Origin of the sequence: Micropruina glycogenica, assembly GCF_900289045.1 — a bacterium.
GTDB lineage: Bacteria > Actinomycetota > Actinomycetes > Propionibacteriales > Propionibacteriaceae > Micropruina > Micropruina glycogenica.
The window spans coordinates 2,971,982-2,998,344 of record NZ_LT985188.1; the positions used below are offsets into that span (position 1 = coordinate 2,971,982).

Genomic DNA, 26,363 nt, shown 5'->3' on the forward strand with positions numbered 1-26,363 from the left:
TTACCCCGGTCAACCCCCGACATCCAACGAGGAGCACCACATGTCAACCGCAGCCCCGGCAAAGACGCCGACCAAGGACTCCGGTCCACGCATTCCCGGATTCGCCCAACTGCAGCGTCTCGGCAAGAGCCTGATGCTGCCCATCGCCCTGCTGCCCGCCGCCGGCATTCTGCTGCGCCTGGGCCAGCCCGACCTGCTCGGCCAGATCAAGATTCCCGTCATCGGCCCCTTCTTCGAGGCCATGAGCGCGGCGGCGACGCCATCTTCGGCAACCTCGCCCTACTGTTCGCCGTGGGCGTGGCCATCGGCTTCGCCAAGAAGGCGGACGGCTCGACCGCCCTGTCTGCGGTGGCCGGCTACCTGGTCATGACCGCCGTGTTCAAGAGCATGTCGCCGGTCGTGCTGGCCGGCGTGATGAACTCGGCCGGAACCCAGGCCCAGATCAACTACAGCGTCTTCGGCGGCATTCTGATCGGCCTGATCACCGCCTGGCTGTTCGACAAGTACCACGACATTCAGCTGCCGCCCTACCTCGGCTTCTTCGGCGGCCGCCGGTTCGTGCCGATCGTGGTGTCGCTGTCGACCAGGCCAAGCTGCGGGCTCTCGGCGCGGCCGGCGTGGTCGAGGTCGGCAACAACGTGCAGGCCATCTTCGGCACCCAGGCCGACGCGCTCAAAAGCGACATCAACAACACCCTGGTGGCCAACCCGACCGATCCGATCGAGACCGTCGCGGCCCTCGAAGAGGTCGCCCCGGCCGCCGCGGTGGCCACGGTCGACGTGCCCAGCACCACCATCGTGGCGCCGGTCGCCGGCCGTCCGGTGGCGCTGAAGGACGTGCCGGACGCCACCTTCGCCCAGGGCCTGGTCGGCTACGGCCTGGCCATCGACCCGCCCCGCGAGGTGGTGGACGCGGTCGCTCCGGTGGCCGGTTCGGTGATGAAGCTCTGGCCCCACGCCTACGTGGTGCTCACCGACGACCAGGTCGGCGTGCTGGTGCACCTCGGCATCGACACCGTGCAGCTCAACGGCGAGGGTTTCACCACCCACGTGGCCGAGGGCGATCGGGTCGAGGTCGGCCAGAAGGTGATCACCTACGACGTGCCCGCCGTCGAGGCCACCGGACGCAACCCGATCATTCCGGTGCTGGTGATGGAGCGGCAGGCGGACGGCGTGGCCTTCACAGACGCCGTGATCGGTGACCACGTGGCGGCCCTGGACGCCCTGTTCAGCACCCGCTGAGAACCGGGATCCGGGCCGGCATCCCCCACCGGCCCGGGTCCCCCTGCACCCGTCTCAACCCCCACCCACAAGGAGATTCAGTCATGGAAATCGTCATCTGCCGCGACGCTGTCGAGGCCGGCAAGCTCGGCGCGGCCACCATCGCCGAGCTGGTGCGCAACAAGCCCGACGCGGTGCTCGGCCTGGCCACCGGCTCGTCCCCGCTGGCCATCTACGACGAGCTGGCGCGGCTCTACGACGCGGGCGAGGTGTCGTTCGCCAAGGCGAAGGGATTCAGCCTCGACGAGTACGTGGGCCTGGCCGCCGACCACCCCGAGACCTACCACAACGTGATTCGCCGCGACTTCGTGCACCGCGTCGACTTCGAAGACGGCAACGTGCGCGGCCCCGACGGCCTGGCTGAAGACATTCCCGCCTTCTGCGCCGAGTACGAGGCCGCGATGGCCGCCGCCGGCGGCGTCGACCTGCAGATTCTCGGCATCGGCACCGACGGCCACATCGGCTTCAACGAGCCCGGGTCGTCCCTGGCCTCGCGCACGCGCATCAAGACCCTCACCAAGCAGACCCGCATCGACAACGCCCGCTTCTTCGACGGCGACCTCGACCGGGTACCCACCCACTGCATCACGCAGGGCCTGGGCACCATCATGTCGGCCAGGCACGTCGTGCTGGTGGCCAGCGGGGTGGGCAAGGCCGAGGCCGTGCACCACGTGGCCGAGGGTGCGGTGAGCGCCATGTGGCCGGGCACGATTCTGCAGCACCACCCGCACGTCACCGTGCTGCTCGACGAGGGCGCCGCCAGCCGGCTGCAACTCACCGGCTACTACCGCGAGACCTACGCCGCCAAGCCGGCGTGGCAGGGTCTCTGAGCCGCCGGACGAGAAAGGACAACACCATGTTGCTCACCGCTGACCAGGTGGTCACCGGTACCGAGGTGTACAGCCCGGGCTGGGTCGAGATCTCGGACGGCGCGGTCACCGCGATGGGTGCCGGCGCCGGGCCGCGGGCGGTCGACACGGCGCAGGGCGATGTCGCGCTGGGCGGGGTCACCGTCGTGCCGGGGTTCGTCGACATGCACACCCACGGCGGCGGATCGGGGGCCTTTCCCGACGCCACCGAGGACGGTTCTCGGGCGGCGGTCGCACTGCAACGCCGGCACGGCACCACCACGCTGGTGGCGTCCCTGGTGTCGGCGCACCCAGACGAGTTACTACGTGAGGCGGCGGTGCTGGGCGAGCAGGTGCAAGACGGCCTGATCGCCGGCATTCACCTCGAGGGGCCGTGGCTGTCGCCGATGCGCTGCGGCGCGCACGAGCCGTCCGCCTTGCGGTCACCGGAGTTGGCCGAGGTCGAGCGGGTGTTCGCAGCGGCCAAGGGCGCGGTGCGCATGGTGACCATCGCCCCCGAGCTCGACGGAGCCATGCCCGCCATTCGCCGCATGGTCGAGCTGGGTGCGGTGGCGGCGGTAGGTCACACCGACGCCAGCTACGAGCAGGCCAAGGCGGCCATCGAGGCCGGCGCCACCGTGGCGACGCACCTGTTCAACGCGATGCGGCCGATCCATCACCGCGAGCCGGGCCCCGTCGTGGCCCTGATGGAAGACCCGCGCGTCACGGTCGAACTGATCAACGACGGCGTGCATCTACACCCGGCGCTGTACCAGTTCGTGAACCGTGAGGCGGGCTCTGAGCGCATCGCGCTGATCACCGACGCCATGGCCGCCGCGGGTATGGAGGACGGTTCGTACCACCTGGGTTCGTTGGCCGTCGACGTGGTCGGCGGGGTGGCCAAGGTGGCCGGCACCGACACCATCGCGGGCAGCACCGCCACCATGGATCTGGTCTTTCGCAACGCCGTGCTGAACAGCGGCCTGCCCCGCGACGAGGCGTTGGCCATCGCCGTGCGGCAGACGTCGGTGATTCCGGCTCGCGCGGTCGGGTTGGACGAGGCCGGGCTGCTGGTCGGGTCGGCCGCCGACCTGGTGGTGCTGAACGACGACCTGCGCGTGGCGCGGGTGATGAAGACCGGCGCCTGGGTCGACCTGAGCTGAACACACGAGAAAAGATCGTGGCTCGCTCGTCGGGCCACGATCTTCTTGCGTCATCCCGGGCTTGCCCCGGGATCTCCCAGCCCGACCAAACCGTCATCCCGGGCTTGCCCCGGGATCTCCCAACGCGACCGTCAAGCAGCCGTCAGATTACGTCCGATTCGACACCCACTACCGCTCACTGAGGCGGAAGGCTCCCCAAACCGGACGTAATCTCGCGCCCAGCAACGTCCGCCACGAGATCCCGGCATCCGCCGCGATGACGAAAAGCGCGGACAGCGACGTCCGTCATGAGATCCCGGCATCCGCCGGGATGACGAATGACGCGACCATCGTCATCCCGGGCTTGCCACGGGATCTCGCAACCCGGTGACGGCCGGAATCAGCTCAGTGCGCTCAACTCCGCGAGCCGGACGGTCCGCCGCCGCAGCACCGCCGCCGCGCTCGCCCCGAGCGCTATCACCGCCCAGCCGAGCAGGGTGAAAATCGCCGCCGGGGCGCCGGTCGAGTCGGTCATCAGTGCTCGCAGGCCGTCCAATGCCGGGCTGACCGGTGACAGCGGCCGCAGCGTGTCGAACACCCCGGGCACTGCGCTGGTCACCGCACTCACCGTGGTGATCACCGCGAACGCGATGGCGATCAGTCGCCCGGCGTTGCCGAACCAGGCCGCCAACGCGTGGTTGACCAGCACGAACGCCGCTCCGGCGAGCACCAGGAACCCGGCGACGGCCGCCGCCTTGGGCAGCTGCCAGCCGAGCACGGCGGTGCCGAGCGCGGTGACCACGATCGCCTGCGCCGCCGCCACGATCACACCCGGCAGCAAGGCCCGGCCAATCAACGTGGCGCTCGATGCGGTCGAAAGCGCGAGCCGTCCGTCGAGCGGCTTGATCACCGCGAAGGTGGCCAACGCCCCTAGCCACAGGGCCAGCGCGATCAGCAGGCTGACCCACGACACGGTCGGCGTGACGATGCCGTCGATGTTGCTGGTGTTCACCGGGTCGGCCACCACGGTGGCGAGGTTCTCACGATCGGCCTTGCTGAAGGTGGGAATCTTGCCGGCGCCCTTCTCGAGGCCGTCGGCCAGCTTGCGCGTGCCGTCCGCGAGCTGCGTGGAGCCGTCCGCTGCCTTCGCCAGGCCCTTGGCAAGGTCGTTGGTGCCGCTCGCGGCCGAGGCGGTGCCGTCGGCGAGCTTGGCGATGCCGTCTGCCAGGGCCGGCATGCCGGCGGCCAGTTGCTGGGTGCCCGAGTCGAGCTTCTTGCCGCCGGCGATCAGCTGCTTGAGCTTCGCGGTGGTCTTGTCGACGTCGGGTAGGCCGTTCTGCACCTGGTCGCTCAACTGGCTCATGCCGGCCGCGGTCTTCGCGGCACCGCTGATCAGACTTTCGCCGCTCGACGGGTCTTTGGTGTCGAGTCCGGCCGCGGCCTGCGACAGGGCCCCCGCCGCACCCTTGAGCGACGCCACACAGATTGCCCCGTCGGTGGCCAGCTTCTCGGGCGTGGTGGTCACCTGGCAGGCCTGCTCGATCGCCTTGATCGCCTGCGGCTCGTACGTGGCCGGATCACCCTGCGCCGCCTGCAGCAGTTGCTCGATGCCCGAGGCGGCCTTGTCGGCGCTCGCCGCGTTGGCTTCGAGCCTGCTCTGGTAGGTGGTCAGGCCGTCGCTGAGCCCGGACGTGCCCTGGCTGAGTTGCTTGATGCCAGCGGCCAGCTTCACCTGATCGCCGAGCGAATCGATGGTCGATTGCGCGAGCCCGTTGGCGCCGTCCACGTAGGCCGAGACCCCCGAGGCGAGCTTCTTGGTGTCGGCGGGCAGCGAGGACGTCTTCGACTTCAGTTGCCCCATGCCGTCGGCCAGCTGCCCCAGGCCGGCGTTCAACTTGCCCGCGCCGTTGGACGCAGACCGCACCCCGTCGCTCAGCTCGTCGGTGCCGTCGGCCAGCTCGCCGGCCGCGTCGGCGACGGTCTGAAACTGCTTGCCGGTGTCGTTGAACCCGATGTAGATCTGGTCGAGGTACGCCTTGGTGAGCGTGGTGTTGAGCGACCGCGACGCGGCGTTGGCCAGCACGTTGCCCAGCCAGGCGTCCGCCACCCCGGCAACCGGCGAGGTGTGCACGGCGATCGTGGCCTGCTCAGCGGTCTGCGGGTCGTCGTTGCCGTACGAAGTGGCCGCCTTGGAGAAGTTCTCGGGAATCACCACGACTGCGGCGTAGCGTCCGGACGCCAGCCCCGGCCAGGCGTGCGCCTCATCGGCCAGCACCCAGGTGAAGTTCTGATCCTTGCTCGAATCGACCAGGTCGGCCGACAGCTGCCGGCCGAGCGGAATGAACTGGTCGTCGATGGTGACGCCCTCGTCGAGGTTCACCACGGCGGCCTCGACCTGCTTGAGGCGGTCGCCGGAGTTCCAGGTGCCCCACAGAAATCCGCCGGCGACGAGCACCGGAATCATCACCAGGGCCACCAGGGTGCGCCACGAGAAGGTGCGGGTGGCTTCAGACATGGCTGAGTTCTCCTTGAAGATTCATCGTGCGATGCGCGGCGGGCAGAACGTCGGACAGGTCCGCGCCGGGCGCGTGGGCGAGTACGGCACAGCCGCCCGCCTCGGTCAGGGTGCGCAGCCGGTCGGCCAGCGCCGCTCGTTCGACCCTGGTGAACTGGTCGGCCTCTTCGACCAACAGCACCGGGCCGTCGAAATCGTGAATCGGTGACGGGTGCTTGGTGGTCGCCACGGCGGCCAGGCGCCGCACCTCGCTGCCCTGCTCGGGCAGCACCCGTCCGGCCACCACCAGCTCGCCCGCGGCGAGCGGCAGCCGCCCGGCCAGGGCCATCAGCAGCGCACGACGGGCGGTCGTCTCGCCCTCGACCACCAGCACCTCGCCGGGTCGCACCGCGACGTCGACGCCGTCGAACGCGTCGGCGATCGCCAGGTCGCGACCGTAGACGATGTGCCCGGCGGCCTCGGGCCAGCCCTGCAGTTTCAGCTGGTGGGCCAGCGTCTCACCCTCGATGTCGACCATCGGCAGCCGCTTGGCCAGCCACTTCGGCAGCCACCAGGCGTGGGTGCCGAGCAGTTTCATCACCGCGGGCACCAGGGTCATGCGCACCACGAAGGCGTCCAGCGCCACGCCGATGGCCAGGGCGAATGCGATCGGCTTGATCGAGCCCTCGCCCGAGGGCACGAAGAACGCGAACACCGCGAACATGATCATCGCCGCGGCCACCACGACCCGCGATGAGTGCACGAAGCCGTCCTCGACGAAGTTCTCGGTGTTGCCGTGCACGTATTCCTCGCGCATGCGACTGACCAGAAACACCTCGTAGTCCATGGCGAGGCCGAACAGCACGCCCATCAGAATGATCGGCAGGAAGCTGATGATCGGGCCGGGTTCCTCGAGGTTGATCAACTGCTTCAAGAAGCCCTGGTTGAACACCAGCGCGGTGGCACCGAACGCGGCCCCCACGCTCAACAGGAAGCCCACCGCGGCCTTCAGCGGCACCCACAGCGAGCGGAACACCAACGTCAACAGCACCAGCGACAACCCGACCACGAAGATCGCGAACGGTATCAGCGCGTCGGCCAGCCGTTGGCTGACGTCGATCTGGACGGCCGTCGCACCGGTCACCGAGGTGTCGATGCCCCACTGCTTCAGCCATCGATCGTGCTGGTCGCGCAATTGTTGGACGAGCTCGGCGGTCTTGGGGTCGTCGGGTCCGGTGGTCGGAATCACCTGGATCAGCGCCGTGTCGGCGTTCTCGTTGGGGGTGGCCAGCGGCACCAGTTGCACGCCGGGCATCTTCTCGATCTCGGCCTTGAGCCCGTCGGTGATCTTGAGCGGATCGTCCGACTCGACGATGGTGCCGGTGACCACCAGGGGCCCGTTGTAGCCGATGCCGAACTCACTGCTGATCACGTCGAAGGTGACCCGGTCGCCGTAGCTGGTGGGGTTGCGGCCCGAGTTGGGCAGGGCGAGTTGCAGATCTTTGGCGGGCAGGGCCAGCAGGCCGAGCGCGGCGATCACCACGGCGATGGTCAGCAGCGGCACGGCGGTGACCAGCCGCACCCAGAGGCGGCGCAGGTCGAAGCGGGGGGTTGCCGGGCTGCCGTCCTTGCGGGGTTTGGCGGCCTTGGGCGTGAGCCGGGTGCCGGCGAAGCCGAGGAAGGCGGGCAGCAGGGTGAGCGCGAGCAGCACCTCGACGCCGACGCCGACGGCCGAGAACACGCCCATCACGCCCAGAAACGGAATGCCCGAGATCGACAGGCCGACCAGCGCGATGATCACGGTCAGGCCGGCGAAGACCACCGCCGAGCCGGCCGTGGCCACGGCGCGGGCCGCCGACTCTTCAGGGTCGAGGCCCTGGCTGAGCTGGTCGCGGTGCCGGCTGACGATGAACAGCGCGTAGTCGATGCCCACCGCGAGCGAGATCATCACCGCCAGCATCAGGCTGGTCGAGCTCACCTCGATCACCCGCGAGCCGATCATCGCGATCTCGACGGCGATGCCGACGCCGATCAGCGCGGTGCCGACCGGCATGGCCGCGGCGGTGATCGAGCCGAGCACCCCCAGAAGCACGATCACCGCGACCACCACGCCGAGGCCTTCGATGATGCTGATGTGCGGAATGTGCACGCTGAACACCTCGCCGCCGAGGTGCACCTGCGAGCCGGGAATCAAGGCCTGCACCCGCTCGGTCTGGTCTTCGAGGCTCTGTTTCTGGGCCTCGGTGATGGTGCTCATGGTGATCGTGTCGATCAGCTGCACGCGGGCGATGCCGGCGCGTCCGTTGGAGCTGATCAGACCGTCGATGTGTTCGTTGTAGGGGGTGACCACCTCGTCGACGATCGGCAGCGTCTTGAATGTGTCGAGGGCGTCGATGACCGTGGTCTTGGTCGCCTTGTCGTTGAGGGATTGCCCCTCCGGCAGCGTGATCACGAGCTGCGCCGTGGCGGCAGCGGCCGAGGGGAACGTCATCTTCAGTTGGTCGAGGGCGACCTGTGACGACGCCCCCGGAATCGTGAAGTTGTCGTTGAACTGGGCGCCGCCGGTGACGGCGACCGCGCCGCCGAGCCCGGCCAGCAGGATCAGCCAGACGGCCAGCACCCGAAAACCGTGGCGGTAGCACGCCCGCCCGATTCGGTACAGCATCGACGACATCGGCCGTCCCCCTTCGCAATCTCGATACACAACTGTATCCGATGCAGTAGTGTATTCAGTACAAGTGTGTATGCAAACCGCTAGGATGATCGAGATGACCAGCACCCGAGAGGCTCATCGTCGAGCCGACAGCCACGCGGACGTGGAGGCGTCCGGGCGTGGCATGAGCCCCCGCCGTCAGGCGACCCGCGAGCGCCTGATGGACGCCGCGGTCGAACTGTTCGGCGAGCGCGGCGTGCTGGGGGCGTCGGTGGAGGAGATCTGCGAGCGGGCTGGATTCACCAGGGGTGCGTTCTACTCGAATTTCGAGTCGAAGGACGAGCTCTGCCTCGACGTGCTGCGGCGCACCTGCGAGCAGCTCATCGAGGCCATGAAGACCGCCATCGAGGTGATTCCGCACCAGCACGACGGCGCGATGCTCACCGAGGACCTGATTCGCGACGCGGTCGCGGTGTTTCTCGAGGCGCAGCCCAAAGAGGTCGCCGAGCAGGTCGCGATGATGGAACTGCGCCTGCACGCCGTGCGCACCCCCGAACTGCGGGCCGGCTGGCTGGCGGTGCACGAGAGCATCACCTCGGGCGTCACCGGGCTGCTCGAGATCGCCATGCAGCGGGTCGGCGGACGGTTGTCGATGCCCCCAGCGGCGGTGGTCGAACTGCTCGGCGCGGTGTACGAGAACACGGTGGTGATGAGCGTGCTGCGGGGCGAGAGCCGTCCGTCAGGGCTGGCGCAGCAGTTGGCCACGTTGCTCGAAGGCCTCATCGAGCGCGACTAGAGCCGGCAGGCACCACCGTCATCCCGGCGAACGCCGGGATCTCAATACCGGCACGACACCCGTACGACCCCACTTCATCCCGGCGAACGCCGGGATCTCAATGCCGACAGAGGACAGATCGCCCACCGTCACCTCGCCGTCCCCGATCGCGCCCGACAGGACGCGATCGAAGAGCAGAAGCCGCCTCAGCGTCGGTTCAGCCACTTCAGCGCCTCACGGCGCGACAGCGGCGAGAGGACGTCCGAGTGGGTTTCGACATACGCCCGCACCCAGTCGGCGTCGGTCTTGCTGTACTCGCGCAGTGCCCAACCGATGGCTTTGCGGGCGAAGAAGTCAGGATCGTCCAGGCTGCCTTCGATGGCGAAGGTCAGTAGGTCGGTGTCGGTGTTCTGCCGCACCAGCAACTGGCTGAGTATGGCGGTACGGCGCACCCACAGGTCGGGTTCTCTGGCCCAGCCGCGCAGCACCGGCTTCATGGTCTCTGGGTCGGCCAGCAGCAGATCGCCGACTGCGTGGGCGGCGAGGTCGTCCACCAGATCCCACCAGGCGCCGGTGGTGATGAGGTGCCGCAGTAGGGCCAGCAGTTCGTCGTCGGCCACCCTCGCCCAGGCTCGGTAGCGCCGATGCTGCAACACCCCGGTCGCGGCGTAGCGCTCTTCGCGGTGGGTGGCGCCGTCCCAGACCGCGCGGACGGCACCCAGCCAATCCGGCCGCGAAGGCAGCGGATGAGCGGCGACCACGTCGCGCACCACCGCGCGCACAGCAGGCGTGGTCAGGCCGTAGTACGGCATGACCGACTTCATGTACCGCTGCTGCCCGGCCGCCCGAACCGGATCGGCCTGGGCGAGCAGTGCCGGGCGCAACGCGGACGCCACCGTCTGCTCGCTCACCAACCGATTGCACCATGCCGCTCGTGAAATGACTTCCGATTCCGCACTCATTGCGCCTCACACGCCGTGGACGCCTGCCAAGTCCGTCGTCATTTCACGGCGACATGGGCCGTGGCACGATCGTGGCGTGCGCACCCTGACCACCGAGCGGCTGACGCTGCGACCCTGGCACCTCGACGACGCCGACTTCGTGTTCGACATGTACGCCCGCGACGAGGTGCAGCGCTACCTCGGCCGCAACCCCACCGTGCTGCAGCACCGCGAGCAGGCCGTCGCCACGATCGAACGCTGGACGGCCCTGGCTCACCCGATTCGCCACATCTGGGCCATCGAGCGCACCGCGGATGGTCACCTGCTCGGCACGTTGTTGCTGAAGCCCATACCCGCTAGCCAGGGGCTTGAGCTGAACGACACCGAGATCGGTTGGCACCTGCACCCGGACGCCTGGGGCCACGGTTACGCCACCGAGGCGGCCCGTGCGGCGCTCGAGTTCGGACTCGCCGCGGGCCTCACGAAGGTGGTGGCGGTCACCTACCCCGAGAACACAGCCTCACAGGCGGTGGCGACCCGCATCGGCATGCGCTGCCTCGGGCTCAGCAGCGCCTACTACGACCTGGACTGCATGCTGTTCGAAGCGCCCTGACTCCTGCGTCACAGAGCGTGCCTTCGAGATCCCGGGCAGGCCCGGGATGAGGGTTCTTACGACACCGCCACGGGGAACGACCCTCGTCATCCCGGCGCACGCCGGGATCTCCCCAAGCAAGCGTCTCGATAGGCTCGACCAGCGAACCCCCCAGTCGTCACGAAGCCCAGCGGCCGGTGAAGAACAGCCAGGCCCACCAGCACAGCACGTAGCACGCCGCGGCGAACGCCACGGTGGTGAGCAGCATGCGGCGACGGCGCCGACCCGGCGTCACGTTCCAGCCGCTCGACAGCCGCTCACCGATCAGCACGAACAGCGGAAACCACAGCAGCACGGCCCGGTTCACGCTCAGGTACCAGTACGAGCACGAGAACGCGAGCACCTGAATGCCCACCCACGAGGCCTCGGCCCACCGGCGCTTGCGCAGGCACACGATCGTGACGATCACCCCGACGATCATCGAGGCCAACTCGGCGCGAAACACCCACGACCATTCGGGAAAGGCAGGGTAGGCCGTCGACGTGGCCGCCTCGAAGGTGTGCTGCAGCGCCACCCAGGGCCAGGTGAAGCCCCGCGGCCAACCAGTCGACTGGGCCCGGTACCAGGCGTTCCAGTCACCGGTGAGGTTGTACAGGTACACCACGTAGGTGAACAGGGTCAGGGCGGGCACGAGTAGCCAGGCCAGCGCCCGAGCCCGCTCGTCGCGCGCCCACTCGCGCGGCCCGCGGCGCACCTGCGGCGGCGGCCACCCCGACTGCGGCGGCGCCTGCTGAGCCTCGGGTTGACGACGCCAGGGCCAACCGACCCCACTGCGCGCCGAAGCCGTCGGCTGCACGGCCGAAGCGGACGGCTGCGTGGCCGCCTGCCTGCGCCACGGCCAGCCGAACCCCCCGCGTTTGGAACTCGAGCCTGGTTGCGCCGGTGCAGGTGACCAGGCCGCGGGGCCGCTCAGACCGGCACCACTCGGTGCAAGGCGCTGGGTGAGCGCCAGAATCACCAGCGCGCCCAGCAGAAACAGCCCCGACACCCGCATCGTGCAGGCCACCGCCGCCAGCCCGGCCGCGGTGCCCCACCGCCCGGCCTTGGCCCGCTCCCAGGCCCAGAACGCGGCCGCACAGAACGGCGCCTCGGTGTAGGGCACCATCGTGAACACCGTGGTGGGCGCCAACAGCCACACCACCGCCGCGATCGGCCCGCCCAACCGGTGCAGGGCGGCCGCAGCCAAGGCCGAACAGATCAGCGCCAGGCCGACCCCGGCCCACAGCATCGGCACTCCGAACGACGACACCAGGCGCAGCACCAGCGGCCAGCCGGGAAAGAACGCGATGTCGTTGTCGGCCACATAGCCGTGCTTGGCGATGTCGAAGTAGTGCTGCACGTCCCAGTTGGCCAACATGTCGGACGCCGAGCGTCCGGTGGTCAGGCCCACCCACAGCGCCACACCCACCATCAGCAGCCGGGTGATCAGCCACGTCTGCACCACCAGGCGGCCGCCGTCGCGCACCACCGGGGTGGCGTAGGGAGCCGGGGTGTAGGTCAGCGCAGCCACGGCACCACTCGCATCCAACGCGCGTCGGTAGCTTCGTCGAGTTCGCCGCCGTCGGGGTCGTCCAACCGCTTCTCGGCCAGGGCGTGCCGGGTGCCCCACTGCGGGTTGCGCACCGGGTCGAACTCGGGCTGGTAAATGTCGCGCACCACCAGGCCGGCGATCCACAACTGCCCCGCGATGCGCACCACGATCGACGCCATGTACAGCCCATTGCCGCCCGAACCCGACGACAGGGTGCCGTCGAGGTGGGCCCAGATGGCGCCGAAGTAGATCAGTTCGGCCGCGCTCCAGATCAGCCAGTCACGCCAGCGCGGACGGGCCAGCACCACGAAGGGCAGCAACCACAGCACGTACTGCGGCGAATAGACCTTGTTGATGATCAAGAACCACACCATCAGCAGCAGAAACCCCTGCGCGAGCCGCGGCCTGCGTGGCGCCAGCAGCAACAACGCACAGATCGCAGCGGTGCCGATCACCATCAACACCGTCTGCGCCGACGACACGTCGTCGATGGGGTGACCGGCCAGGCTGAGCAGGTACCAGATCGAGCCAAGGTCTGCGCCGCGGTCGACGTTGAAGGTCCAGAAGTACAGCCAGCCCGACGGGCTGAGCACGTAGACAGGCAGGTTGACCGCCACCCAACTGCCGGCCGCGCCGGCGACGGCGAGCCAGAACGTCCGCAGCCGTCCGGAGCGAAAACACAGCACCGCCAGAATCACGAACAGCAGCAGCGGGTACAACTTGGCCGCGATGCCGAGCCCCAGCCACACGCCCGCCCCGATCGGCCGCTTGCGCGCCCACGACACCAGGCCCAGCGACGTGAACGCCAGCACCATGAAGTCCCAGTTGATCAGGCCCGTGGTCATCACCGCCGGCGCGAGGGCGATCATCATGGCGTCCCAGGGCCGCGACAACTGCAGGTGCGCCCACAACAGCACGATGAAGAAGCCGAACAGCAGCACGGCGTTGACGCCGGCGAAGATGGCGGCCGCCTGGGACATCTCGCTCGCCGGTACGTCGGGGCCGATCTGGCCACCCAGTGCGAGGGTGATGCGGCGGGCCACGTCCATGAAAGCCCCGGTGAGCACGGGGTACTCGACGTCGGCGGTGATGAACGGCACCTTGCCCTCGGCCAGCCCGCGCGCGTAGAACAGCGGCGTGATGTCTGAGTAGCACATCATCTTGTACACCGAGCCGCCCAGTTGGCACGGCAGTTGCCGCAGCATCAGCACCAGATACGACACGGTGCCGGCCAGCAGCACCCAGGGTGGCGGGTTGAACCAGACCCCGTTGCGCTCGGCCCGGCGACCCAGCGCTCCACCCAGGGCCTGCGCCGTGCTCATGTCTGCGTCGCCGACGGTCTGACGGTCGGACGTCCGTTCGACGGCTCGACGGTCGGTTGCGTCGTGGGTTCGGTGCTGGGTTCGGTCGTGGGTTCAGTGGTCGGCTGGGCGGCGGTCGCGCTCGGATTGCTCGTGCGGGTGGGCTGCGAGGTGCGGGCCGGGGCGGTTGGCGACTGGGTCGAGACGCGCTGGGTCGGGCCGTCGAAGGCGATGTCTTTGAGGCCGTCCTGCGCGACGCTCATGTACGACATCCACGTGCTGAGCGGGGGGCCCGACCCGAAGAAACCGGCCGGGTAGTAGTCGTTGAGGTCGTCGGTGCCCTCGTCGCCAGCCACGTACATGACGGCGGTGGCGATCTGCTTGCTCATGCCCACGAACCAGCAGGCGGTGGTCTTCGAACCGCCTGCGGCGTCGCGAATGTAATAGGTGCCGGTTTTGCCGGCGATCGGAAAGCCCATGTTTCCGGCCCGCGCAGCGGTGCCGTCCTGCACCACGTTGGTGAGCGCGTAGGCCACGTCGTTGGCCACATCGGCATCGACGGTCTGTTCGGCGGAGGTGTCGGCGGCGTAGACCACGGCGCCCGACGCGTCCTTCACCTGGGCGACCACGTGGGTGTCGATGTGCTTGCCATCCCGCGCGAACGTGGCGTAACCGGTGGCCTGGCTGAGCGGGCTGACCTCGGGAATGCCCAGCGGAACCCGGCTGATCGGCTCCCAGCCTGCGGCCTTGGGCAGGCCCGCGGCCTCGGCGAACGCGAGCGTGTTCTCGGGGCCGTCGTCCATCTGGCCCTCGAGGTCGACATAGGCGGTGTTGATCGAGTTCGTGGTGGCCTGCAGCAGGTTCACGGTGCCGTAGTTGCGATCGCCGGCATTGCGCACGGGTGTGTTCTCGCCGGGCGGGGTGAACTGCGATCCGTTGAGCTTGTCGTTGAGGGTGAAGCCCTGATCGAGCGCGGCACCCAACGCGTACGGCTTGAACGTCGACCCGGTCGGACGGGCCGTGGTCGCCCAGTTGCGGCTGTCTTTGACGAAGTCGGGGCCGCCGTAGAGGGCGAGCACGCCGCCGGTCTCGACGTCAATGGACGCCAACCCGGCGTGCAGGTTCTTCGCCTTCTTGTTGCCGGTGGCCGCGGTGTCAGCGGTGATCTTCTGCGCCGCCTTGACCGCCGCTTCTTGGGCTTTGGCGTCGAACGTGGTGATGATCGACAGCCCGCCGCCGTTGATCTGCTCCTCGGTGAAACCCTTGGCCTTCAGCTCGTCCTGCACCATGTTGAGCAGAAAGCCCTTGGGGCCGCCGAACTGCGAATCGCGTTCGACTTTGGGAAACTCGGGCAGTTCGGCGTAGATCTCGTTCTTCTGGGCCTCGGTCATGGTGCCCATCTCGACCATGCCGTTGATCGTGTACTGGTAACGCTCGAGCAGGTCGGCCGCCTGTTTGTCGCCCTTGGCCGGGTCGAGGTTGCCCGGATTGTTCACGATCGACGTGAGCGCGATGGCCTGGGCGTCGGTCAGCTTCGCGGCGGGCTTGCCGAAGTAGGCCTGGGCGGCGGCCTCGATGCCGTAGGCGCCGCGTCCGAAGTAGACGGTGTTGAGATAGCCGCCGAGAATCTCTTCTTTGCTCATCTCGTTGCCCATCTTGGCGGCGAGCAGAATCTCTTTGAACTTGCGGCTGAGGGTCTTCTCCTGGTTGAGGTAGAGCACCTTGATGTACTGCTGGGTGATCGTCGAGCCGCCCACCACGTCCTCACCGCGCACCACCGACACCACCGCCCGGGCGATGCCGGGTATCGAGATGCCGGGGTCGGTCCAGAACGTGCGGTTCTCACCGGCCACGATGGCGTCCTTCACGTTCTGCGGAATGTCTTCGTAGGCCAGGGTCTGCCGGTTCTGAATCTGGTAGCTGCCCAGCTTCTCTTTGCCGTCGTTGAAGTAGACGAACGAGGTGTTGGTTTGAAAGTCGGCGTTGGGGTCGGGCAGCTTCACCGTGGCGTAGGCGAACCCGAGCACCCCGGCGCCGGCCAGCATGAGCACCAGCACGGTGATGCCGAACCAGGTGAAGAACCGGCGCCAGCCGCTCTTCTTCGTGGTCTTCTTGGTGTTCTTGGGTGAGCGTCTGGCGTCAGCCATAGATGTCCTCGACGGTTTTTTGGCGGCGGGGCGGACGACGCTTCACGCCGTCACCCAGCAGAAACGAACTGGTCATGTGGTTCCAGCCGCAGTCGGTGCACACCTCGACCACGCGCACCGTGAACTCGCCGAACTCGCTCTGCATCTCGTCCAACTCTTGGGTGGACTTGATGCGCCCCGAGTACTGGCCGAGTTGCTCACCGAACACGTAGTTGAGGTTCACCATCAGGCTGTCGCAGATCGGGCAGCGCTGGTCGGCGACCTCTCCGTGGTGCAGGGCGGCACGGATCAGCATGGGGTCTGCGTCACAGGCGTCCGAGCGCGACAGGGTACGCGGCGAACGCCGCAGCGCCTGCAGGGTGTTTCGGCGTTGCAACGCGTAGTCGATCACCTCGCGCTTGGACCACATGGCAACCAGGGTAGTTGGACGCCGTGGGTGGGGTCGATTGTTGTACTCGGGCAGCCCCGAGACCTCGGTCCACTGCTGGGTTCGGCGGGTCGAAGGCGGACGGGCTAAGATCGTCCGGGTTCAAACCTCGGGGACGTGGCGCAACTGGCAGCGCAAGACCTTTGCAAGGTCGAGGTTGAGGGTTCGAGTCCCTTCGTCTCCACCATCGGGCCGACTTGCGGACCGCACCCGGCCGACGCTTCACCGACAGAGATCCCGTCTTCCACCGGGATGACGGTTGACCGCCACTCTCGTCATTCCGGCGACCGCCGGAATCTCCCGGCGCAACCCCACATGGAGACCCCTGACGTTTAGTCTGCTGGGCCATGGGTCTGTTCTCCAACGATGATCATCAGCTCGAACTGCGGGTTCAACAGCTCGAAGACCAGGTGGCGCAGCTCTGGCAGCTCGTGCAGCGGCAGCAACTCGAACCGAACGGCGAGCCGGACGGCTTCGTGCAGCCGACCTGGCAACCGCAGTCGGTCAGCGACGACCCGGTCTGGCTGCCCGAGGTTCGCGCGCTGGTCGGACGCGACCGAAAGATCGAAGCGATCAAGCGGGTGCGCGAATACACCGGTTGGGGGCTGGCCGAGGCGAAGCAATACGTCGACCGGCTCTAGAGGCCGCAGTATCGCGGCACCGTTGGTCGAGCTTGTCGAGAGCGCTGTGACCAGGGGTTTCGACAAGCTCAACCAGCAACAAGCTCAACCGGCGACCAGCTCAACCAGCGGTTTCGCGACCTCTGGGCAGGTGGGCGAACTTGGCGATGGTCGCCTCGGCTCGGCGCACCCTGGCCGGCTCGCCGGCCGGTATCACGTCGGTGAGAAACCCGTAGTCGTCGAGGTGTTGGTGGGCCTGCGGGTCGCCCTGCGCGGCCCGCAGCTTCTGCAGCGACCACCAGTCGGCCACGTCACCCCAGCCCGGTGTGGCCAGCGCACCGCCGAACTGCTGCACCGCCAGGCCCGCCGTCAGCGCAGCGAACCGCAGCCGCTGCTGCAAGGGCCAGCCCGCGAGGGTACCGGCCACCAGCGCCGCACCGAAGCAGTCGCCCGCACCCGTCGGGTCGATCGCCCGCACGGGCAAGGCCGGCACCCGCGCCCACTCACCCGTGCTGCCGTCGGTGGCGATCGCCCCGTCGGCACCCAGCGTCACCACCGCGCAGGGCGCCAGATCGGCCAGCCGTTCGAGCGCCTCCTCGGGTGTTGACGTGCGGGTGTACGCCATGGCTTCGCGATCGTTGGGCATGAAGCAATGACACCCCGCCAGCCGGTCGAGCATGCAGGGGTCCCAGGCGCCGGTGCCGTCCCAGCCGACGTCGGCGAACACCAGAGCGCCGTCGGCCCGCAACGATTGCCACCAGGGGTCGCCATCGAGTTCGGCGATCACCGCCCGGGCGGATGCCCCCTGCTCCAACAGGCCAGAGGTGGGCACGGGCGCCTCGTGGCCGTGGGTGACCATCGCCCGATCACCCGCGTAGGCCATCGAGACGGTCACCGGGGTGTGCCAGCCGTCGAACGTGGGCGACATCGAGGTGTCGATACCCTCTTGATCGGTGAGCACCTGCCGGCACCACTGCCCGTAGCCGTCGTCACCGAACCCGGCGATCAGCCCGGTGTGCAGACCGAGCCGCGACAGCGCCACTGCCAAGTTTGCGATGCCGCCGGGCGACGAACCCATGCCGGCGGCCCAGACCTCGGTGCCCGGGGCCGGCGGGTTCGGCAACTCGGTGAACACGACGTCGAGAAACACCATGCCGGCCACCAGCACATCGAAGGCTGGAGCGGTCGCCGCCGACGTCACAGCTGATCGGTTTCTGCAGCCCAGACGCCCGCGACGCGCGCACGTCGGCGCCGGCGGGGTTTCGTCACGACGACCAGCGCCACCACCAGCAACAGCACGCCGATCAGGGGTTTCATGGCGCGGAGTCTAGCGATTCTTGCTGACGCCGCCGGTTTCCCGACATTGCTCGCGGTTGGTGACGTTGCTCGCGTACGAACACGAGCAACGAGCGCTTGCGAGCAACGTCGTTGGTGAGCGGCACTGGAGTGCCTGATCAGCTGCTCGCGTCAGCGCGGCGGCAACTGCGCCAACGGCGCCCACGGATCGGCCTGCTTGGCCACCCACACCCGAGGTTGCTCCGCCCGCAGCGCGTTGGCCAGCCCCCGCATCAGGTTCTGATCGGGCACGATCACCTCGCCGCCGCCCCATGTGCTGACCCCCGCCAAAGGCAGCGGGGCCGCCGTCACCGCGTCGGCCGACAACTGCATGTCGAGGGCCAATCGCCGAATCTCACCAGCGGTGAGCCCTGCGTCAACGGTGACACACGAGTTGAGCACGTCGCCGATGTTCTCGACCTTGGCCGGGTTGGTCAGGGTGTCGCCCCCGATCAAGCCCTGGACGATCTCGACGAACACCGCCTGGGTGCGCTCCAGCGTGGTCATCGAATGCTTGGACGACGTCAGGTACGCCGTTGCCGACGCGCCGGTGAGCCGTAACGCTCCTGCCGGAAAGTGCCAGCCGTTCGCGGCCGTCTCGACCCGGTTGTCGACACCGACCCCGCCGAGCACGTCCACGATCGCGGTGAAGCCGTCGAGGTCGATCTGCACCATATGGTCGATGCGCAGCCCCATCAGGGTTTCGACCGCACGCACCGCACTCATCGGCCCGGCACCGAAGCGCGCCGCCAACGTCGAGTCCTTGCCCTGGGCGTCGGCAACCAGCAGATTGGCCGGCAACCCCACCAGGTGCAGCGCGTCGCTGGCCGACGACAGTTGCGCCAGATAGGCGCTCGCCAGCCGTCCGTCGTCGTCGCTGACCAGCACCAGAAACCGGGTCGCGGCGGGCCCGTCGGCGTGCTGCGGCGAGGGACGTCCGCTGTAGTCGGGCAGCGGAGTGGTGCGCTGCAGGCCCGACATCGCCTGCGTAACGGCCCCCAGGTAGAGCGAAACCAGGCCGAGCACCCCGGCCACCACCACGAACGCGCCGAGGGTGGCAACGGCCACCAGACGGTCGCTCCGGCTACGCATGACCCCCAGGCTAGGTTGTGCGGGCAACCGACCCCCACCGTGACGCCTACGCTTAGTGCGATGAACACCCGCGAGCTGCTGTTTCCACCCGGTGCCACCCGGCACGACTGGGTGCTCGACGGCATGCTCGCCCTGGCGATGTTTCTGGTCACCGTGCTGCCCTACGCCAGCTACTCGGCCTGGAACACCACCCCCCGCATGCTGCTGATGGTCACCCTGTCGCTGATGGTGCTGCCGCTGGTGCTGCGCCGGCATTCGCCGTTGTTGATGCTGGCCGGCTGCACGTTCGCGGGCATCGTGCAGGTGATCGTGGTCAACACCTTCACCGCCACCCTGGTGGTGTTGCCGATCGTGGCCTACTCGGTGGCGCGCTGGGTGCCCGGTGTCGCGGCCCGCTCGGTGGTGGCCATCGGCGGGTTCGCCTCGATCATCGGCCCTCTGCGCTGGGCGACCGCCACCCAGGGCTTCACGATCAGCGCCCGCGGCATCGTGCTGTTCGTGCTGGCCAGCTTCGTGTGCCTGGGCCTGATCGTCACCCCGTATGCGATCGGACGCCGCGTGCGCGAGTCGTCCGTGGCGCACGCCGACCGCATCGCCGCCGCCGAAGAGCGGTACCAACTGTTGCTCGCCGAGCGCGAGCAGCAGGCGCGGCTGGCCGAGTCGCGGGCCCGGGCCACCATCGCCCGCGAACTGCACGACATCGTGGCCCACTCGCTGTCGGTGATGATCGTGCAGGCCGAGGGCGGACGGGCCGTGGCCGCCAAGAGACCGGAGGCGGCGGTGAACGCCCTCGACACCATCGCCGACACCGGACGCGAGGCGCTCAGCGAGATGCGCCGCATCGTCGGGGTGCTGCGCAGCGAACCCGAACGCCGCGGCGCCGACTGGGAACCCGCGCCTTCACTGGCCGACATCGGCGAACTGGTGCACCGGGCGTCCGACCGGGCCACGCTGGTGGTGCACGGGCAGCCGCCCCGGGTCTCGCCCGCCCTCGAACTCACCATCTACCGGGTGGTGCAAGAGGCGCTCACGAACTTTCTCAAGCACGCCGGCCCCACCGCCACCGCCGTGGTCACCCTTGCGTACCACCCCACCGAGATCATGGTCGAGATCGTCGACAACGGCCCCGGCCCCACCCAGGTGACCACCACGCCGGGGCACGGCCTGCGCGGCATGGCCGAGCGGGTCACCTCGATGGACGGACGCCTCGAAGCGCACCCGTTGGCCCTGGGCGGCTTCGTGGTGCGTGCCGTCCTGCCCGTTCACCACCGCGCCACCACCACCATCGACAGGGGAGTGCATCGATGAGCCCAGCGATCAGGGTCTTTCTGGCCGACGACCAGGCGCTGGTGCGCAGCGGCTTTCGCATGCTGATCGAGTCAGAAGACGACCTAGTGGTGGTCGGCGAGGCGTCCGACGGGGCGGCGACCCTGCGGGCACTGTCGGCGCAGCCGGTCGACGTGGTGCTGATGGACATTCGCATGCCCGTGATGGACGGCGTCGAGGCCACCCGGCTGATCGTGCAGTCGGGCCTGCCGACCCGGGTGCTGGTGCTCACCACGTTCGACCTCGACGAGTACGTGTTCGCGGCGCTCAAGGCGGGGGCGTCGGGCTTTCTGCTCAAAGACGCGCGGCCCGCCGACCTGCTCAACGCCATTCGCACCGTGGCCGCGGGCGAGGCGGTGATGGCGCCGTCGGCCACCCGGAGGCTGCTCGACCACGTGGTACCCACCCTGCCCGCCTCGCCCGGGGTCGATCACCGGCTCGACGTGCTCACCGACCGCGAGCGCGAGGTGCTCATCGAGATCGCGGCCGGGGCGACCAACGCTGAGATCGCGACCACGCTCTACATGGCCGAGGGCACGGTGAAGACCCACATCGGACGGCTGCTCGCCAAGCTGCACATCCGTGACCGGGTGGGGCTGGTGCTGTTGGCGTACGAGACGGGGTTGGTACGTAGGTAGCAGCCGGCCCCGGTACCGCTGTCATCCCAAGGCCTTCCTTCATCCCGGCGAAGGCCGGGATCTCTGCCGGACGGCGGCTGATGGGAACTCAACCTGTCTGGCCGATCCTGCGATTGAGATCCCTGCGTCCGCCGGGATGACGATCCGCCGGTCGAGCTTGCCGAGACCCCGCCGTGGTGTCGGTTCGCCGGTCGAGCTTGCCGAGACCCCGCCGTGGTGTCGGTTCGCCGGTCGAGCTTGCCGAGACCCCGCCGTGGTGTCGGTTCGCTGGTCGAGCTTGTCGAGACCCCTCCGGCGCCAGGTCACGTAACTGCCTTTGTGACACGTCACTGCCTGCGCGCGGGCAGCGAAGTGTCACGAAGGCAGCGACGTTGGCGGCTGCGTCCCCACAGTCACGCTTCGGTAGGCTCGGCGGGTGCGTTACGTGTCGACCCGCAGTGCCCAGGTGCCCGGACTGCCGTTCTGCGACATTCTGCTCGAGGGTCTGGCACCCGACGGCGGCCTCTACCTGCCGGAGAGTTACCCGCAGGTCAGCGCCGAAACCCTGGCCCACTGGGACGCCCTGCTGCACGACCAGGGGTACGCGGCGGTGGCCTTCGAGGTGCTCAGCCTGTTCGTGGACGACGTTCCGGCCGCCGATCTGCGGGCGATCTGTGAGCGCGCCTACGCCGCCGACGTCTTCGGCGACCCGGTCGTGCCGGTCACCGAGTTGTCGGACGATGTGTGGCTGGCCCATCTGTCCGAAGGCCCGACCGCCGCCTTCAAAGACATGGCCATGCAGTTACTCGGCCAGCTCTTCGAGTACGAACTTGGCCGCCGCGGCCAGGTGCTCACCATTCTGGGCGCCACCTCGGGCGACACCGGCTCGGCCGCCGAATACGCCATGCGCGGTCGCCACGGCATCACCGTGTTCATGCTGTCGCCGCAGGGCCGCATGAGCCCGTTTCAGCAGGCACAGATGTTCAGCCTGGACGACCCGCACATCGTCAACCTGGCCGTCGCCGGCACCTTCGACGACTGCCAGGACCTGGTCAAGGCCGTGCTGGGGGACGCGCCGTTCAAGGCCGCGCACCGCATCGGCGCGGTCAACTCGATCAACTGGGGCCGCGTGGTCGCCCAGGTGATCTACTACGTGGTCGCCTACCTGCGGGTCACGCACGCTGCCCGCACCGCCGGTCAACCGCTCCCGAAGGTGTCGTTCGCCGTACCCACCGGCAACTTCGGCAACATCTGCGCCGCCCACGTGACCCGGCAGATGGGGGTGCCGATCGACGCCCTGATTCTCGCCACCAACGAGAACAACGTGCTCGACGAGTTCTTTCGCACCGGCGTCTACCGGGTTCGATCGGGGGCCGAAGAGACGTCCAGCCCCTCGATGGACATCAGCAAGGCCAGCAACTTCGAGCGCTTCGTCTACGACCTGCTCGGCCGCGACGGAGTTCGGGTCGCTGAGCTGTTCGGGCCGGGTCTGCGGGCGACCGGCGTGATCGACCTCAGCGGCACACCCGAGTTCGCCACCCTGCGCGAGCGCTACGGGTTCATGTCGGGCACCTCGACGCACGCCGACCGGTTGGCCACGATTCGCGCGGTCGAGGGGGCGGACGGGGTGGTCATCGACCCGCACACTGCAGATGCGGTGAAGGTGGCCCATGACCTGCGCGGCTCGATCGACGGCGCGATCGTGGTGACCGAGACGGCCCTGCCGGTGAAGTTCTCGGCCACCATCGTCGAGGCGCTGGGCCGCGAGCCGCAGCGTCCGGCGGCGTTCGAGGGCATCGAGAGCCTGCCCCGGCACGTCACCGACATTCCGGCGGACGCCGACGTGCTCAAGCAGATCATGAGCGATCGACTGGCCTCCCGGACCCAAGGCTGAACGCTCGTCGAGCGTGCCGAGCCTTCCATGGCGTTCTCGCAACCCAGGGAGGCCCGTTCCAACCCCGTCATCCCGGCGGACGCCGGGATCTCAAGCGACGACCGACCAGCCCGAGATCCCGACTTTCGTCGGGGTGATGGGTGCGGGCATCGTCGGGATGACGAGGCGGTCATCCGTCTGGATGACCGTGTCGGCGGTCGCACACGCACAGGTCAGGGCGCGAGCAGCAGCCAGCCTCCACCAACCAGGGCAGCCAGCCCGAGCACGAAGAAGACTCCTACCCACAACGCCGCCGGAACCCGTGTGAGCCGAGCCAACTGGTCGACGTCCGAGCCGCGACCCTGACCGCGTCGCCGCTGCACCTGCAGTTCGACCACCGAGCGGGGCGCCGCGAGCAGCATCGCCCACACCAGCGCCGTCGCCACCCACACCAGCACCGCCGCCGATGCCCACCACGACAAAGCCGCCACAGCCACTCCCGTCGCAAGCACCACCCACAGCCCGTACAGGTTGCGAATCAGCAGCAGCACCACGACGCAGGCGAGCACCATCGTCCACAAGAGCCCGGCGGCATACCCCTGCCCCAGCACCACCGCCCCCAGCAGGCCCAGCACCGAGGGGGCCGGGTAGCCGGCGGCCAACGTCGCGACCATGCCGGGCCCAGACGGACGGCCCTTGCTGAGCGTCAGCCCCGACGTGTCCTTGTGCAGTTGGATGCCGCGCAGCTTCCGTCCGGAGAGCTTGGCCACCAGGGCGTGACCCGCCTCGTGCACCAGGGTGATCACGTGCCGCACCAGCCGGTACCCCGGTGGCGACCAGACCACCGCCAGCGCGATCAGTCCGACGAGCGCCACCGAGGTGGTCGGCAGGGGCTGTTGCACGGTGGTCGCCCGCACCCAGATGTCACGCAGCACGCGATCAACCGTAGCCAGCGGTTTGAGGCTGACACGAAGACAAACGGGTGCCGGCAGCGGTCACAGGTGCTGCCGCAGATCACTGCTGCCGCGTTGTGACCCGGCAGCATTCACCTGTCCCGGCACTCAACACTGATGCCGGCACCCGTTGGCTCGCTTAGGGAAGCGCTGATCAACATGCCTTCCCAGTCGTTGAACCTGTCGAAACCCCTAACCAGAGCGGTCTCGACGAGCTCGACCAACGCTCAGGCGTCCAAACCCCGGCGCTCCAGCAGGTGCGCGATGTCGGGGTCTTGCCCGCGGAAGTCGCGGTAGGTGTCCATCGCCTCGACCGAGCCGCCCGGGGCCAGCAGCTTCTCGCGGTAACGCTGACCGTTCGCCCTGGTCAGACCCCCGTTGGCGCGAAACCAGGCGGCCGTGTCGGCGTCCAACACCTCCGACCAGATGTAGCTGTAGTAGCCGGCGGCGTAGCCGTTCTCGAAGATGTGCCGAAAGTACGTGGAACGGTAGCGGGAAGGAACGAGTTCGAAGTCGACGCCCGCCGCGGCCAACGCCCGCTGCTCGAAATCGAGCACGCCGTCGGCGTCGGTGGGCAGGTCATCGAGCGGGGTCGAATGCCAGGCCTGGTCGAGAATCGAAGCGGCCAGCAGTTCGGTGGTGGCGAAACCCTGGTCGAACAACTCGGCGGCCTTGAGGTCACTCACCCATTCGTCGGGAATCGGCTCGCCGGTGACGTGGTGCACTGCGTAGCGGCGCAGCAGGTCGGGGTCGAGTGACCACATCTCGTTGACCTGTGACGGAAACTCGACGAAGTCGCGCGGAGTGTTGGCGCCCGACTGCGACGCGTAGCGGGTGCTCGACAGCAGGCCGTGCAGAGCGTGGCCGAACTCGTGAAAGAGCGTGTTCACCTCGCCCCAGGTGAGCAGCGTGGGCTGCCCGGCGGGCGGCTTCACGATGTTGAGGTTGTTCGTCACCACCGGCCGACGGGCCAGCAGGTGGCTCTGGTCGACCAGATTGTTCATCCACGCGCCGCCCTGCTTGCCGGCTCGGGTGTAGAAGTCGGCCAGAAACAGCCCCAACCCGGTGCCGTCGGCGTCGCGCACCTCGAAGATGCGCACCTCGTCGTTGTAGCCGGCCAGGTCGTCACGCTCGACGAAGGTGATGCCGAACAAGCCCGTGGCTGCGGCGAACACCCCCTCGTGCAGCACCCGCTCCAGTTCGAGGTAGGGCCGAAGCAGCGCGGTGTCGAAGTGATAGCGCTGTCCTTTCAACTGCTCGGCGCGAAACTGCCAGTCCCAGGGTTCGAGCGGCTCGGTCTGCAGCGGCTGCAGGTCGTCCGCCTCGGCACGAGCGTTGCGCACCGCGGCCGGAGCGAGCCGGTTCAGCATGTCGTGCACCGCCTGGGACGTCTTCGCGCAACCCTCCGCCGCCACGTACGCGGAATGGCTCGGGTAGCCGAGCAACACCGACCGCTCGGCGCGGGCGCGAGCGATGTCGACCACCAGTTGGCGCGTGTCGAACTCGCCCGACCAGCCGCGCTCGACCGCGGCTTCATGCACGCGCCGGCGCAACCCGCGATCGGCGGCCTCGGTCAGCACGTCCTGCGGGGTACAGGCGTCGAGCTCGAGCAACCAGCCGTCAAGGCGCCGAGTTTCGGCCGCCGCGCGGGCGCCGGCGCGGGTGGCGTCCGAGAGGCCGTCGAGTTCTGCCTCGTCGGTGACGTGCACGGCGGCGGCGTTGCCGCCGGCCAGGGCGCGCCGTCCGAACGCCGACTGAAGCTCGGCCAGCGTCGCGTTGAGTTCACGCAGCCTGGCCTGGTCGGCCTCGGGCAGCCCGACGCCGGCGCGCTCGAACGCCCGCAGCCGCTGGTCGAGCCAATACGCGGCCGCTGGTTCGAGCTGCACCTCGCCTGCCTCGACGCGTGTCGCCAGGGCCCTCACGCGGTCGTAGAGCGGGCGGTTCTGGTGCACGGCATCGTCGAACCGGGCCAGTTCGGGTGCCATCGCGGCGTCGATGTCGTCGAGCTCGGGCGTGGTGTCTGCCGGCTGAACGGACTCAAACGCCAGCAGGGCACGATCGAGCAACTGGCGCGACGCCTCCCACGCGTCGATCACGTTGGCCACGGTCGGCGGTTCATGGTCGTCGGCGATGGCCTGCAGCGCGGTGAGCATCTCGGCCATGCCCGCGCGCACGGCGGGCAGGTAGTGCTCGGCCCGCACCTGCGCCCAGTCGATGAGCTGATAGGGCAGCGTGGACGGGCCGGCGAACGGGTTGTCGGCATCGAGCGTCATGGAGCCAATCTTGCCCGGCTTCGGACAGTGATCCACATTCGGCACCCGTGCGGTGCTCACTGTGGAAGTCATCCGCGCAAGAA

At 68.5% G+C, this 26,363-nt stretch carries 21 protein-coding genes, 1 tRNA gene and 1 pseudogene; 12 read left to right on the forward strand and 11 right to left on the reverse strand.

What is annotated here, in order from left to right; translation table 11 throughout:
• Positions 1-40: 40 nt before the first annotated feature.
• The 5 genes and pseudogenes from MPLG2_RS19510 to nagA all read left to right on the forward strand — a co-directional run bounded on the left by MPLG2_RS19510 (position 41) and on the right by nagA (position 3,291).
• A complete protein-coding gene (locus MPLG2_RS19510) occupies positions 41-370 on the forward strand; it encodes a hypothetical protein (protein ID WP_231935666.1) in 330 nt (109 codons plus the stop codon).
• Positions 298-525 (forward strand): annotated as a pseudogene (locus tag MPLG2_RS19870) (PTS transporter subunit EIIC); the annotation flags it as partial. The gene MPLG2_RS19510 and the pseudogene MPLG2_RS19870, both read left to right, overlap by 73 nt.
• Positions 526-617: 92 nt before the next feature.
• On the forward strand, positions 618-1,241 hold the full coding sequence (locus tag MPLG2_RS18755) for a PTS sugar transporter subunit IIA (RefSeq protein WP_231935667.1): 624 nt from the start codon (positions 618-620) through the stop codon (positions 1,239-1,241).
• Between the two features lie 83 nt (positions 1,242-1,324).
• Positions 1,325-2,110, forward strand: a complete 786-nt coding sequence (gene nagB / locus MPLG2_RS13955; protein ID WP_105186657.1) for a glucosamine-6-phosphate deaminase — start codon at positions 1,325-1,327, stop codon at positions 2,108-2,110.
• 26 nt (positions 2,111-2,136) lie between these two features.
• Positions 2,137-3,291 carry an N-acetylglucosamine-6-phosphate deacetylase gene (gene nagA, locus MPLG2_RS13960; protein ID WP_105186658.1) on the forward strand — a complete coding sequence of 385 codons (1,155 nt, stop codon included), beginning with the start codon at positions 2,137-2,139 and terminating at the stop codon, positions 3,289-3,291.
• Between the two features lie 379 nt (positions 3,292-3,670).
• Here nagA and MPLG2_RS13965 read toward each other — a convergent pair whose 3' ends face one another.
• Both MPLG2_RS13965 and MPLG2_RS13970 read right to left on the reverse strand, forming a co-directional pair.
• Positions 3,671-5,785, reverse strand: a complete 2,115-nt coding sequence (locus tag MPLG2_RS13965) for a YhgE/Pip domain-containing protein (protein ID WP_105186659.1) — start codon at positions 5,783-5,785, stop codon at positions 3,671-3,673.
• On the reverse strand, positions 5,778-8,438 hold the full coding sequence (locus MPLG2_RS13970) for an MMPL family transporter (RefSeq protein WP_105186660.1): 2,661 nt from the start codon (positions 8,436-8,438) through the stop codon (positions 5,778-5,780). The genes MPLG2_RS13965 and MPLG2_RS13970 overlap by 8 nt, the downstream gene beginning before the upstream one ends.
• Positions 8,439-8,532: 94 nt before the next feature.
• On the opposite strand from MPLG2_RS13970, the gene MPLG2_RS13975 reads away from it, so the two are divergent.
• Positions 8,533-9,213, forward strand: coding sequence for a TetR/AcrR family transcriptional regulator (locus MPLG2_RS13975; protein WP_158681226.1), 681 nt, complete (start codon positions 8,533-8,535; stop codon positions 9,211-9,213).
• 185 nt (positions 9,214-9,398) lie between these two features.
• On the opposite strand, the gene MPLG2_RS13985 is transcribed toward MPLG2_RS13975, so the two are convergent.
• The gene (locus MPLG2_RS13985) at positions 9,399-10,103 is read right to left on the reverse strand and encodes a DNA alkylation repair protein (RefSeq protein WP_231935668.1); all 705 of its coding nucleotides are present in this window, start codon (positions 10,101-10,103) and stop codon (positions 9,399-9,401) included.
• A gap of 127 nt (positions 10,104-10,230) precedes the next feature.
• On the opposite strand from MPLG2_RS13985, the gene MPLG2_RS13990 reads away from it, so the two are divergent.
• On the forward strand, positions 10,231-10,746 hold the full coding sequence (locus MPLG2_RS13990; RefSeq protein ID WP_105186664.1) for a GNAT family N-acetyltransferase: 516 nt from the start codon (positions 10,231-10,233) through the stop codon (positions 10,744-10,746).
• Between the two features lie 157 nt (positions 10,747-10,903).
• On the opposite strand, the gene MPLG2_RS19875 is transcribed toward MPLG2_RS13990, so the two are convergent.
• The 4 genes from MPLG2_RS19875 to MPLG2_RS14010 are packed head-to-tail and all read right to left on the reverse strand — an operon-like array spanning position 10,904 to position 16,173.
• Positions 10,904-12,286: a mannosyltransferase family protein gene (locus tag MPLG2_RS19875; RefSeq protein ID WP_408632066.1), complete on the reverse strand. Its 1,383-nt coding sequence runs from the start codon at positions 12,284-12,286 to the stop codon at positions 10,904-10,906.
• Positions 12,283-13,638: a glycosyltransferase family 87 protein gene (locus MPLG2_RS14000; protein ID WP_105186666.1), complete on the reverse strand. Its 1,356-nt coding sequence runs from the start codon at positions 13,636-13,638 to the stop codon at positions 12,283-12,285. Before MPLG2_RS14000 ends, MPLG2_RS19875 begins: the two co-directional genes overlap by 4 nt.
• Positions 13,635-15,764 (reverse strand): transglycosylase domain-containing protein, encoded by a 2,130-nt coding sequence (locus tag MPLG2_RS14005; RefSeq protein ID WP_105186667.1) that lies wholly within the window; start codon positions 15,762-15,764, stop codon positions 13,635-13,637. The genes MPLG2_RS14000 and MPLG2_RS14005 overlap by 4 nt, the downstream gene beginning before the upstream one ends.
• Positions 15,757-16,173 (reverse strand): DUF5318 family protein, encoded by a 417-nt coding sequence (locus MPLG2_RS14010; protein WP_105186668.1) that lies wholly within the window; start codon positions 16,171-16,173, stop codon positions 15,757-15,759. Before MPLG2_RS14010 ends, MPLG2_RS14005 begins: the two co-directional genes overlap by 8 nt.
• A gap of 129 nt (positions 16,174-16,302) precedes the next feature.
• Here MPLG2_RS14010 and MPLG2_RS14015 point away from each other — a divergent pair.
• A tRNA-Ala gene (locus MPLG2_RS14015) sits at positions 16,303-16,378 on the forward strand.
• Between the two features lie 160 nt (positions 16,379-16,538).
• Positions 16,539-16,832: a ribosomal protein L7/L12 gene (locus tag MPLG2_RS14020; protein ID WP_105186669.1), complete on the forward strand. Its 294-nt coding sequence runs from the start codon at positions 16,539-16,541 to the stop codon at positions 16,830-16,832.
• A 100-nt stretch (positions 16,833-16,932) separates the two neighbouring features.
• Here MPLG2_RS14020 and MPLG2_RS14025 read toward each other — a convergent pair whose 3' ends face one another.
• Both MPLG2_RS14025 and MPLG2_RS14030 read right to left on the reverse strand, forming a co-directional pair.
• Positions 16,933-18,012 (reverse strand): carbohydrate kinase family protein, encoded by a 1,080-nt coding sequence (locus tag MPLG2_RS14025; protein WP_231935669.1) that lies wholly within the window; start codon positions 18,010-18,012, stop codon positions 16,933-16,935.
• Between the two features lie 266 nt (positions 18,013-18,278).
• A complete protein-coding gene (locus tag MPLG2_RS14030; RefSeq protein WP_158681227.1) occupies positions 18,279-19,238 on the reverse strand; it encodes an LCP family protein in 960 nt (319 codons plus the stop codon).
• Between the two features lie 60 nt (positions 19,239-19,298).
• Here MPLG2_RS14030 and MPLG2_RS14035 point away from each other — a divergent pair, with 60 nt between their 5' ends.
• The 3 genes from MPLG2_RS14035 (at position 19,299) to thrC (ending at position 23,075) form a co-directional block, all read left to right on the forward strand.
• Complete coding sequence (locus MPLG2_RS14035; RefSeq protein ID WP_158681228.1) at positions 19,299-20,546, forward strand: sensor histidine kinase; 1,248 nt, start codon at positions 19,299-19,301, stop codon at positions 20,544-20,546.
• Positions 20,543-21,202, forward strand: coding sequence for a response regulator (locus tag MPLG2_RS14040; RefSeq protein ID WP_105186671.1), 660 nt, complete (start codon positions 20,543-20,545; stop codon positions 21,200-21,202). The genes MPLG2_RS14035 and MPLG2_RS14040 overlap by 4 nt, the downstream gene beginning before the upstream one ends.
• Before the next feature lie 415 nt (positions 21,203-21,617).
• Positions 21,618-23,075, forward strand: coding sequence for a threonine synthase (thrC, locus tag MPLG2_RS14045; protein WP_105186672.1), 1,458 nt, complete (start codon positions 21,618-21,620; stop codon positions 23,073-23,075).
• 212 nt (positions 23,076-23,287) lie between these two features.
• Here thrC and MPLG2_RS14050 read toward each other — a convergent pair whose 3' ends face one another.
• Both MPLG2_RS14050 and MPLG2_RS14055 read right to left on the reverse strand, forming a co-directional pair.
• Positions 23,288-23,989, reverse strand: a complete 702-nt coding sequence (locus tag MPLG2_RS14050) for a M50 family metallopeptidase (protein ID WP_105186673.1) — start codon at positions 23,987-23,989, stop codon at positions 23,288-23,290.
• A gap of 245 nt (positions 23,990-24,234) precedes the next feature.
• A complete protein-coding gene (locus MPLG2_RS14055) occupies positions 24,235-26,280 on the reverse strand; it encodes a M3 family metallopeptidase (RefSeq protein WP_105186674.1) in 2,046 nt (681 codons plus the stop codon).
• Positions 26,281-26,363: the final 83 nt, after the last annotated feature.